Origin of the sequence: Pseudoalteromonas apostichopi (assembly GCF_030297135.1) — a bacterium.
In the GTDB taxonomy this organism is placed as follows: domain Bacteria; phylum Pseudomonadota; class Gammaproteobacteria; order Enterobacterales; family Alteromonadaceae; genus Pseudoalteromonas; species Pseudoalteromonas apostichopi.
In genome coordinates this window covers 1,425,048-1,436,221 of the sequence record NZ_AP028065.1, presented here as the reverse complement: position 1 = coordinate 1,436,221, position 11,174 = coordinate 1,425,048, and the positions used below count along the sequence as shown (strand labels likewise).

Genomic DNA, 11,174 nt, shown 5'->3' with positions numbered 1-11,174 from the left:
ACCAGTTTGATTAATCTATTTGGGGATTACTTTTTCACTTTTGCATTGGCAAATGCATCTGCAAACGCATTGCCCATCGCAACATTACCAAATTCGCGTTTTTGCTTTGGTGCGCTTTTCGCTTTAGCTGCAGGCTTAGGTTTGCTCGCTGGTGCGGCTTTATTGCTGGTATCAACATCATCGTCTAAACGCATAGTAAAGCTAATACGTTTACGTGCAGCATCTACTTCAACTACTTTTACTTTTACAATATCACCAGCTTTAACCACTTCACGTGGGTCGGAAATAAACTTATTGGTAATAGCAGAAATATGCACTAAACCGTCTTGGTGTACGCCCACATCAACGAAGGCACCGAAGTTAGCAACGTTAGACACCACACCCTCTAAAATCATACCAGGTTTAAGGTCGTTAATGGTTTCAACACCGGCTTTAAATTCCGCTGTTTTAAACTCAGGGCGCGGGTCACGACCCGGTTTATCAAGTTCTTTGATAATGTCGGTAACGGTAGGTAAACCAAACTTTTCGTCTGTGTAATCGTTAGCAACGAGCTTGTTTAGGATGTCAGAGTTACCAATTAGGCTGTTTACATCTAAGCTGTTTTTCTCGCAAATACGCTTAACAACAGGGTAGGCTTCAGGGTGAACTGACGAGTTATCGAGAGGATCTGAACCTGTACTGATACGTAAGAAACCGGCAGCTTGTTCAAAGGCTTTTGGACCTAAGCGTTCAACTTTTTTCAGTTCAGAACGTTTACTAAATGAGCCATTCGCATCGCGGTAGCTAACAATATTTTGTGCTAACGTTTTGTTTAAGCCTGATACGCGAGTAAGTAATGGCACTGATGCCATGTTTAAGTCTACACCTACAGAGTTTACACAGTCTTCGACTACTGAAGTTAGCGTTTGCCCTAGTTGGCTTTGCGATACATCGTGTTGATACTGACCTACACCGATTGATTTAGGCTCAATTTTTACCAGCTCGGCAAGTGGGTCTTGTAAGCGGCGCGCAATAGACACCGCACCACGTAGTGAAACATCAAGGTTAGGGAACTCATTGGCTGCAAATTCAGACGCTGAATAAACAGATGCGCCTGCTTCACTGACCATTACTTTATTTAGTTTTAGTTCACTGTTTGCTTTAATCAGTTCTGCTACTAACTTGTCAGATTCACGTGAAGCCGTACCATTACCAATAGCAATTAGCTCAACTTTATGCTGGCGACATAATTGTTCTAAAGTACGAAGCGATTTATCCCAATGATTTTGTGGAGCGTGCGGGAAAATCGTTTGTGTTGTTAACAGCTTGCCAGTGCTGTCTACAACGGCAATTTTACAACCTGTGCGTAAACCAGGATCGAGACCTAACGTGGTGCGTGGGCCTGCAGGAGCGGCCATTAATAAGTCTTTTAAGTTCTTAGCAAAAACGTCAATTGCGCCGGTTTCTGCTTTTTCGCGCATTGCACCTAAAAATTCATTCTCTAGATGTAGGCTTAACTTAATTTTCCATGCCCATTGCACTACGCCCATTAGCCAACTGCTTGCAGCAGAGTTGCTAACATCTAAGCGGTAATGATCAGCAATCATTTGCGCGCATACTTGCGCTGGATTTTCTGCGCTTGGCTCAGGGTTGATACTCAGTTGTAATACGCCTTCATTACGAGCACGAAGCATAGCAAGTGCACGGTGTGATGGTACTTTCTTAAGCGGTTCTTGATGCTCAAAGTAGTCGCGGTACTTCACGCCTTCATTTTCATGGCCTGCGATTACAGCACTTTCAATTTGACCGTGTTGTGCAATATGACTACGAAATTTAGCAAGTAATTTGGCGTCTTCAGCAAAGCGCTCCATTAGAATAAATTTAGCGCCATCAAGCACTGCTTTTGTATCAGCAAAGCCTGCTTCAGCATTAATGTAACTACTAGCTTGTTCTTCTGGGTCAAGGCTTGAGTTATTAAATAGCGCATCGGCAAGCGGTTCAATGCCTGCTTCAATAGCTATTTGTCCTTTCGTTCTGCGTTTAGGTTTGAAAGGCAGATATAAGTCTTCGAGCTCAGTTTTACTGTCAGCGTTATTAATGTCATCACTTAGCTCGGCAGTTAGCTTACCTTGCTCTTCGATAGTGGCAAGGATAAAGCTGCGGCGCTCTTCTAATTCACGTAAATACGATAAACGCTGCTCAAGTAAACGTAATTGCGTGTCATCTAAGCCACCAGTTACTTCTTTACGATAACGGGCGATAAAAGGGACTGTGGCACCTTCATCAAGTAGTTTGATTGCAGCAACAACTTGTGATTGCTGGGCATTTAGCTCGGTCGCTAAGCGTGCAGAGATATTGCTCATGCATAAACCTTTTTTAAAAATAGAAAATCAGTAAAACTGAAGATTAATTGCCTGAATAATATCACAATAAGAAGGCCTTAAAAGCACTGCTTTTAAGGCCTGCAAAAATAGTCTTACACAACGCAGATTTTAATGCTTAGTGTGGGTGATCCACATGTTGTAATACTTCGCTAAAGCTATTAGCAATTGGGTTGATATTAACTGGGATATGTAGTTTTTTAGCAATTTCACGAGCTGAAATCAAACCACAAATTTCTTGTTTAGCACTGGTTACTAATAGGAACATCATACCTTGGTGCTCCATTGTTTGTAGAGCATCACCAATACATGCATAGCTGATGCTTTGCAGGCTTACCCCCGCTAAATTGCCAAGAGGAGTCATCACATCATGCAAGGTGATTTCGTCACGGTGTAAGTTCAAGCGCTGTGCAAGAATCATAATTTTTGAGCTTTGTAAGTCAGCGCTAGATGTAAGGCCAAGTAGTTTGTCCTCGCTATCTACAACTAAAATAAAATCTGAGCAACAGCTATTAGTTTGCTTTAACGCATCGACAATTGTGGTGCCGTAATGTGCACGTAAAGGGTCTTTTTTAGTAAAGCTATTAAGTACTTTTAAAGCTGGAGAAGTGAGATCTAGTGTTGGCTCAACTTCATTCACTGCATTAGATAATGCGCCATTAGAGATATCTTGAAGACGTAATTCTTTGAAATTATTCATTTTGGTCACCATACATTTTAATAAAACTGAAATTGAAAATTTAAGTTAATTAAAAGCAGGCGGCCCTCGCTGGTGCGCGCTATAAACAGACACCTTATTAGAAGAGTGAACATACGAAACCATACGTGCATCTGGCAGTGGTTGGGCTACATTAGCGACGAACGCAGAAGTATGTTTATCGAGGTCGGTATCTAAGTTGGCAGGCTCTGCACTATCGCACGCAATAAAGTGAGCGGTTGGCGTAACACTGTCTGAGTGGCTTTCTATATCACTGGCGTAAGATATCAAACTCACACTTATTAATAGTGCGAATACAATGGCATTACTCATGATGCGTTGTATTGCGTTTGACATACTTACTACCTTCTAAAACTCAAGTAATGATTTATCTTGAGTACCTTTAGTTATAGATCACATTTTCAGACTAAACAATCAATAATTAACGCTTTCTGAATTTTCTGGGAAAAATTATTTCGCATCAGGATAAGTTATCTCGTTGATATACCATTCTTTTGCGCCTTCAGGCGTCATCACCGAAAAATCATCATCAACCTGTTTACCAAGTAGCGCTCGAGCCATAGGAGCATCAATAGAAATGTAATCTTTGCGCTCGTAAATTTCGTCGGGACCGACAATGCGGAAACGCTTTGTATCGCCTTGTTCATTCTCAATTTCGACCCAAGCGCCAAAAAACACTTTACCCGCTTGCTGCGGGTTATAGTCAACGATTTTAAGATCTGGCATACGTTTACGAAGATAGCGTACACGGCGATCTATCTGTCGTAAAACACGTTTATTAAACTGATAATCTGCGTTTTCAGAGCGGTCGCCTAAGCTTGCTGCCCAAGTAACAATTTTAGTAATTTCAGGGCGCTTTTCATGCCATAAGTAATCATGTTCTTGTTGTAATTGCTGATACCCCTCTCGGGTTATTAAATTTGTCTTTGCCATTTTTATTTAGCCTAAAAAGAAAACCAGCCGCAAAGTATAAACTTTGTCGAGTCAGATTTTGAAATGTTCAGTAACAATCTAAGCGCGTAATTCGATTTTTATTCTTAACTTTTTCATTTATATTAATAAGTAACATATTACAAAAAGAATGAAAGTTATGGGACACGAAACGACAAAAGTATTGGTTGTTGATGACGATATGCGCTTACGCAGTTTGCTAGAGCGTTACCTTGTAGAACAAGGCTTTATTGTTCGCACAGCAGCAAATTCAGAGCAGATGGATCGCTTGCTGGAGCGTGAAAATTTCCACTTGATTGTATTAGATTTAATGTTACCAGGTGAAGATGGGTTATCAATTTGCCGTCGTTTACGTCAAAAAGAAAATGACATTCCAATTGTAATGCTTACAGCCAAAGGCGATGAAGTTGACCGCATAATCGGTTTAGAGCTAGGTGCTGATGATTACATTCCTAAACCATTCAACCCGCGTGAACTGTTAGCGCGCATTAAAGCAATTTTACGTCGTCGTGCTAAAGAAGTGCCTGGGGCTCCTGCTGCTGAAGAAAACGAAATTAGCTTTGGCGACTTCACGCTAAACCTTGCGACCCGCGAAATGAGCCATGGTGACAAAACAATGTCGTTAACCAGTGGTGAGTTTGCAGTATTAAAAGCGTTGGTAACTCATCCTCGTGAACCACTTAGTCGCGATAAACTGATGAACTTAGCGCGTGGTCGTGATTATAGTGCGCTTGAGCGCAGTATCGATGTTCAGGTTTCACGATTACGCCGTATGATTGAAGTCGATGCGGCTAATCCGCGTTATATACAAACAGTATGGGGCTTAGGCTACGTATTTGTGCCAGACGGTGAAAAATAACAGTAATGGGCATGTTTCCACGTAGTGCGTTTGGACAAACGGTATTTTTGGTTGCGGCCCTGCTGTTAATCAATCAAATTGTCTCTTATATCACGGTCAGTTTTTATGTTGTTAAACCAACTATAGAACAAGTAAACCTGATCCTATCTAAACAGGTGAAAACCGTGTTTATTGAATGGGAAGAGGGGGTTGAGGTAAGTAAGGAAGCCTCTGACAAGTTTTTTGAGATCACCGGCATTGAAGTCATGACCCAGCGCCAAGCAATGAGTGAAGGCTTGGCTGAAACTCGTGAATACTCGATGCTATCGCGAAGCATGTCGAAAGAGCTTAACGGCTCTGCACGGGTGCGTATTAGCCAAACAGATCCTCTTGTTTATTGGGTTGAAGCACCGCAAGCACCAGGCTACTGGGTGCGTGTGCCGCTCACTGGATTGCAAGAAAACAACCTAAAGTTCTTAACCTTTTATCTATCAAGTATTGGTTTTTTAAGTGTTCTCGGTGGCTGGTTGTTTGCCCGCCATCTAAATAGACCTTTAAAAGCGTTGCAACAAGCGGCTGTTAAAGTGGGAGTGGGCGACTTTTCTACCAAATTAGAAGAGCAAGGCTCTACTGAAGTCATTGAAGTAACCCGTGCATTTAACCAAATGTCACGGGGTATTGCTGCGCTTGAGAATGACCGTCGATTATTAATGGCAGGCGTTTCTCATGATTTGCGTACGCCGCTTACACGGATTCGTTTAGCGACTGAAATGATGTCGGATGATGAAGATTACCTTCGAGAAGGGATCATTCATGATATTGAAGATATGAACGCCATTATCGACCAATTCATTGAATATTTACGTCACCACAAGCGCGAAGAACTTGAGCTAGAAGACTTAAATGCGATCGTTTCTGAAGTCGTCGAAGCAGAACAAAAACATCACCGTACTATTACCTTTAAAGAGAATCCAAGCTTAAGCGAAGTGCCAGTAAGTATGGTGGCGATAAAGCGTGTTGTTACTAATATGATTGAAAATGCAATTCGCTATTCAGATGGTGATATAGAGGTCGAAACCCGCGTGAGCAGTAATAAAAAGTTTGCCATGGTAGTAGTTAATGATCACGGCCCGGGGATTCCTGAAAGCGAACTTGAAACCGTATTTGAACCGTTTAAACAAGGTGATGCCGCTCGTGGGAGTGAAGGCAGTGGCTTAGGTCTTGCGATAATTAAACGTATTGTCGATATGCACGGCGGCCGAGTACAACTACTTAACCGCCCAGAAGGTGGTCTCAGCGCCCAGATTTATTTGCCGTTTTAAAAGTATTAAGCTGTAAGCCTTGAAAGGTGCTGAAGCAATGGTGAAATTTAAAGGAAGTAACAAGATAACTATTAAGATAGTTAGCCAGTTTAAAGCCATTTGAATGAGAATAGCTGGTTCATAAAGTGCAAAATGCATGAAATCGGCAATTAAAATTTTATTTTCATAAATTTAGTAGTTACAGAAATTTCCAAGTGAACATAGCCATTACTTGTGCTCTCATTTATCAAAGCAAACAAAAAGCGCGGCATCAAATGCCGCGCTCTTTTAATTTAAAGCTTAAAACTTACAGCTTTTAGCTTAGATTATTATTGCTTACCGTCAGGATTGTGGTTGTCCATAAATTTGTTCTGCGCGGTTGAATAAAACCCACGACGTTAAAATATACTTATCATTTGAAATAGGCTTATTACCACGGTGAGTGTGGGTAAAGTAGCCCGGTGCTACGACCATAGAGCCCTGTTTGGGTGATATTTTTCGTTGTTGATAGTAAAATTCAGTTTCCCCACCTTCCTCTACATCATTTAAATAAAACATAAATAACAGCACGCGATGTAGGGCCTCGTTATGGCCAGCTTGCGGGTATACCTCGCTATGCCAATAAGGGTAGCCACCTTTATTGATATCGTATTTTTGTGCTTGAATTGGACCCATGCGGAAAATTTGCTGCACTAATAGTGGCAACTGTGGTTTACCGACTTCTTCAAAATTGTCTTGTGTTAGGTCAACAGGTTTGCCCGTTTGCGGATGGTAAACCTTTAAACCAAAGGCACCAATCATCATAAAAATATGCTCTTCAAGGTATTTGAAGACGTAACCCGCGGTCGTTTGTTGAATATGCTTTAGTTGCTCAGCGTATTCAGGGTGGTTATTAAGGTATAAATCGCGACTGTCTTTTTTCGCTAGATCGACACCACCTGAGGTAATGCCTTGTTTTAAATGCGGGCTTTGTTCAAATACCGTGATAAAGTTGTCGCAAAATTCTTTGCTGAGGGCGTTTTCGTATACGCGAATAAAGTCCGTCATGAGCTACCTTTAGTTTATATTTTTTATAGGGTTACTATGTTTACTGAAACTATCACACCACGCTTTAGCGAAACAGATGTGCTAGGGCACATCAACAATACCGTACTCCCTGTATGGTTTGAAGCCGCCCGAGCGCCTATTTTCAGGTTTTTTACGCCCGATTTAAACCCTTATGAGTGGAAACTGATCATTGCCAAGGTTGAAGTAAGCTTTGTGGGTGAGTTGTTTTATGGTCACGATGTTACAGTGAAAACCAGTGTTGAGCATGTCGGTTCTAGTTCATTTGTACTTCGCCAAGAAGCTTGGCAGCAAGATAATTGCTGTGCAGTTGGTAAAACGGTATTAGTTCGTTATGACTTTGCAAATAAATGCTCGAAAAAACTTGATGAGCAAGAAAGAGCTGCCCTTACAGCGCATTTAATCGCTGAGAAATAAACCATTTTTTGCCGACATTTATGAGTGCTTGGGGTAAAATGCGCCTTCATTATTTTGACTGAGTAATTTTGGGTTACACGCAATGCTGTTAATGATCGACAATTATGATTCGTTTACATACAACCTAGTGCAATATTTTCAGCGCTTAGACCAAGATGTATTAGTTAAACGAAACGATGAGATTAGCATTGCTGAAATTAAACAGCTTAACCCAGAGCATATCGTACTTTCACCTGGGCCATGTTCACCAAATGAAGCAGGTATTTCTCTGCAAGTGGTTGAACAATTAAAAGGGCAGTTGCCAATTCTTGGTATTTGCTTAGGGCACCAAACTATTGCTCAGGCTCTAGGTGCTGATGTTATTCGTGCCAAGCAAGTGATGCATGGGAAAACCTCGTTAGTTAAGCATACCAATCAAGGTGTGTTTAACGGTTTGGCCAACCCGCTGACGGTATGCCGATACCACTCTTTAGTGGTGGATAAACAAAGCCTGCCTAGTGACTTCACTATTACCGCATGGACAGAACAAAATTCTGATTTTGATGAAATTATGGGGATCATGCATAATGATTTAGCACTTGAAGGAGTGCAATTTCATCCCGAAGCAATTTTGACCCAACAAGGGCTTGAATTACTTGCTAACTTTTTAACTCGCTTCTAACCTTAGGCTAGTGAATTAACAAATATGAACGACAATACGCCTGTGCAAATGACCGAAGAAACCCGACAACAAAGGACTGCGATGGTGCTTAATGAGCGCGCACACGATCTTTTGCTTGGTCACAGTTTTGCACAGCGTCAAATTGGCTTTATTCATACCTTAGAAATTGATTATGGCGAGTCAATGGAGCAGCGTACTCTATTAGAAGTAGAGGTCGCTGCCGAGAAAAAGCGTCAAAAGAGCAGTACAGCTCACCATAAATACCGTGCTCAGGCGAGTAAACAGTTACACCAAGTAATTGAAGCTGCCATGCAAAAGCAGCTTGAAGATATTGATTCAGTTATCCACGAAACTATCGGTATCCAAGACAGTGTACCTGCTATTCTAGATATTCTAGCTGTGCGTTCAGCCTCAGTGGGTCGACTAGAGCCATTAGTTAAAGACTTAAGTTGGTTAGGTCGTGAGCTCGTTGCGTTTGTGAATTTACCTTTTTATCGAAAACAACGTAATAAACACACTTCAGTTCAAGTTGATAATCCATTATTAGCGCTGCGTTACATAGGCTTAGACAATTTAAAGTTTGTGGTGCCAACCTTTGCGGTACGCCATTGGATGCCACACAGCACAGAGCCATTTCCACTACTAAAACGTCGACTTCGTGATAACTCAATGGCGTGTGCGATTGCAGCTCAAGAACTTGCTAAATTAAATGGTGTAAATGAGGTGCACGCGTTTACCTTAGGTATGCTACTCGATGTGGGTAAAATAGCGCTAGTACGTATATACCTTCGTATTTTCGAATTAGTTTGGCAGCGTCAAGTAACGAAAGCCCGTGATGAGCAAAAGAAAGACTTACACACTGCTTTATTAGAACTAAAACCTGATCCATTATTTTTAAGCACCTTGCTAAATAAGCAGTCGATGAAGATAACAGCGACCGTGATTGAGCAAATGGACTTTAGATATTTGCCATTTAATGCGGTAATGCAGCAATTAACTACACCCTTAGCTAAAAACGATGAATATTTGCCACTTACTAAGGTGATTTTAAAAGCTCGTTGTTACGCGCAGTATTTAAGTTTAAATGAGCATCAATTGGTCGAAAATGACGAAACTGAACGTTGGTTTACGCACTTCGATTTCACCAAGGAAGAACTTAATCAGCTAGCAAAATGCAATTTTGATCGCTTTCATATTCAAATTAATTAAAAAAATTGTTAATTTTTTTGCGACTATTCATTCATTGTTTATCAATCTGCAGCGACAAATTTTTTGTCATCAGCCTGTGCTTGGCTCACTAGCCGTACGCCTTTTTATAGTAATTAGACCAAAAAACAGCCTTCAAATAGTTATTCACTATCCATGAAAAAATATCTCAAGCCCTTTATTTTCAAGGGCTACATGAAAGTTTTCTAAGAGACAGGACGAAAATTTTCTGGAATAATGGATGAATGAAAATTGAACCAAAGAGTTATTTTGGTGATTTTGCGCTAAGCTCAATCGGCTAAGTAAAATGGCTTGGTTTGGCTTTAGAGCGCCACCTTGCTCTGTGTGTGCTTACAATTAAGAGGATATAAAATGACAGTCAATCGCGAATTATTTGATCAAGTAATGGTTCCTAACTATGCACCATCAAGTGTTATTCCAGTTCGAGGCGAAGGGTCTCGCGTATGGGACCAAGAAGGTCGCGAATTTATCGATTTTGCTGGTGGTATTGCTGTTAACTGTCTTGGTCATTGTCACCCAGCTCTTGTAAGTGCATTAAAAGAACAAGGCGAAAAAATTTGGCACTTATCAAATGTCATGACTAATGAGCCAGCTCTTCGCTTAGCTAAAAAGCTAACTGACGCAACATTCGCAGAAAAAGTGTATTTTGCTAACTCTGGTGCAGAAGCAAACGAAGCAGCACTTAAACTAGCACGCCGTTTTGCACTTGATAACTTTGGTGAGCAAAAGTCACAAATTATCTCATTTAACAAAGGTTTCCACGGCCGTACATTCTTTACTGTAACGGTAGGCGGTCAAGCTGCATACTCTGATGGTTTCGGTCCTAAACCGGGTGATATCGTTCACTGTGACTACAACGATTTAGCGGCATTTGAAGCGCTTATCTCAAACAACACGTGTGCGGTAATGATGGAGCCTCTGCAAGGTGAAGGCGGTATCATTTCTCCAACAGCTGAGTTTGTTGAAGGTGTTCGTGAGTTATGTACTAAGCATAATGCACTACTAATCTTTGATGAAGTACAAACAGGTGTTGGTCGTACGGGTGAGCTTTATGCTTATCAAGGTCTAAATGTAACGCCAGATATCTTAACGACTGCAAAAGCGTTAGGTGGTGGTTTCCCTATCGGTGCGATGATCACCACAACTGATATTGCTAAGCACTTAAAAGTAGGTACTCATGGCTCTACTTACGGTGGTAACCCACTAGCATGTGCAGTAGCAGAAGCAGCATTCGACACTGTTAATACGCCAGAAGTACTTAATGGCGTTAAAGAAAAATCAGCGTTATTCCGTGAGTTACTAACTGCGATTAACGAAAAGTACAATGTATTCACTGAAATCCGTGGCGAAGGCCTATTAATTGGTGCTGTAGTAACAGAGCAATTCAAAGGTCGTGCAAAAGAGTTTTTAGTGGCTGGTACCGCAGAAGGCGTTATGTCTTTAGTGGCTGGCGCTGATGTTGTTCGTTTCACTCCGTCACTTGTAATTCCAGAAGCTGATATCCGCGAAGGTATGGCTCGTTTCGAAAAAGCAGTTGCAAAAGTCGTTAACAGCTAAACGAAACTGTCATTTCAGGGCAAGCTAAGCTTGCCCACATTTCTTAATTTACCGTTATTTATAAGGGAGCAAGCGGACT

At 41.3% G+C, this 11,174-nt stretch carries 11 protein-coding genes; 6 read left to right on the top strand and 5 right to left on the bottom strand.

Going from position 1 to position 11,174, the window contains the following annotated elements:
- Positions 1–26: 26 nt before the first annotated feature.
- The 4 genes from QUE86_RS06395 to greB form a co-directional block, all read right to left on the bottom strand.
- Positions 27–2,342, bottom strand: a complete 2,316-nt coding sequence (locus tag QUE86_RS06395; protein WP_178926340.1) for a Tex family protein — start codon at positions 2,340–2,342, stop codon at positions 27–29.
- A gap of 136 nt (positions 2,343–2,478) precedes the next feature.
- Entirely contained in the window at positions 2,479–3,060 is a 582-nt protein-coding gene (locus QUE86_RS06390) for a CBS domain-containing protein (RefSeq protein WP_130050340.1), read from the bottom strand.
- A gap of 45 nt (positions 3,061–3,105) precedes the next feature.
- Entirely contained in the window at positions 3,106–3,414 is a 309-nt protein-coding gene (locus tag QUE86_RS06385) for a hypothetical protein (protein ID WP_286259986.1), read from the bottom strand.
- A gap of 114 nt (positions 3,415–3,528) precedes the next feature.
- Positions 3,529–4,011 carry a transcription elongation factor GreB gene (greB, locus tag QUE86_RS06380; RefSeq protein WP_130050342.1) on the bottom strand — a complete coding sequence of 161 codons (483 nt, stop codon included), beginning with the start codon at positions 4,009–4,011 and terminating at the stop codon, positions 3,529–3,531.
- Between the two features lie 157 nt (positions 4,012–4,168).
- Between greB and ompR the strand changes: the two genes are divergently transcribed.
- Together ompR and envZ are read left to right on the top strand one after the other, a co-directional pair.
- Positions 4,169–4,888 carry an osmolarity response regulator transcription factor OmpR gene (gene ompR, locus QUE86_RS06375; RefSeq protein WP_130050343.1) on the top strand — a complete coding sequence of 240 codons (720 nt, stop codon included), beginning with the start codon at positions 4,169–4,171 and terminating at the stop codon, positions 4,886–4,888.
- A gap of 5 nt (positions 4,889–4,893) precedes the next feature.
- Entirely contained in the window at positions 4,894–6,189 is a 1,296-nt protein-coding gene (gene envZ / locus QUE86_RS06370; RefSeq protein ID WP_054562852.1) for a two-component system sensor histidine kinase EnvZ, read from the top strand.
- Positions 6,190–6,510: 321 nt separating this feature from the next.
- Here envZ and QUE86_RS06365 read toward each other — a convergent pair whose 3' ends face one another.
- Positions 6,511–7,215 carry a 2OG-Fe(II) oxygenase gene (locus QUE86_RS06365; RefSeq protein ID WP_054563475.1) on the bottom strand — a complete coding sequence of 235 codons (705 nt, stop codon included), beginning with the start codon at positions 7,213–7,215 and terminating at the stop codon, positions 6,511–6,513.
- Between the two features lie 36 nt (positions 7,216–7,251).
- Here QUE86_RS06365 and QUE86_RS06360 point away from each other — a divergent pair, with 36 nt between their 5' ends.
- From QUE86_RS06360 to QUE86_RS06345, 4 genes are all read left to right on the top strand, one after another.
- On the top strand, positions 7,252–7,650 hold the full coding sequence (locus tag QUE86_RS06360) for an acyl-CoA thioesterase (RefSeq protein WP_130050344.1): 399 nt from the start codon (positions 7,252–7,254) through the stop codon (positions 7,648–7,650).
- A gap of 82 nt (positions 7,651–7,732) precedes the next feature.
- Complete coding sequence (locus QUE86_RS06355) at positions 7,733–8,311, top strand: anthranilate synthase component II (RefSeq protein ID WP_054552416.1); 579 nt, start codon at positions 7,733–7,735, stop codon at positions 8,309–8,311.
- Between the two features lie 48 nt (positions 8,312–8,359).
- Complete coding sequence (locus tag QUE86_RS06350) at positions 8,360–9,520, top strand: HDOD domain-containing protein (protein ID WP_286260344.1); 1,161 nt, start codon at positions 8,360–8,362, stop codon at positions 9,518–9,520.
- Between the two features lie 369 nt (positions 9,521–9,889).
- Positions 9,890–11,095: an aspartate aminotransferase family protein gene (locus tag QUE86_RS06345; RefSeq protein ID WP_286259978.1), complete on the top strand. Its 1,206-nt coding sequence runs from the start codon at positions 9,890–9,892 to the stop codon at positions 11,093–11,095.
- Positions 11,096–11,174: the final 79 nt, after the last annotated feature.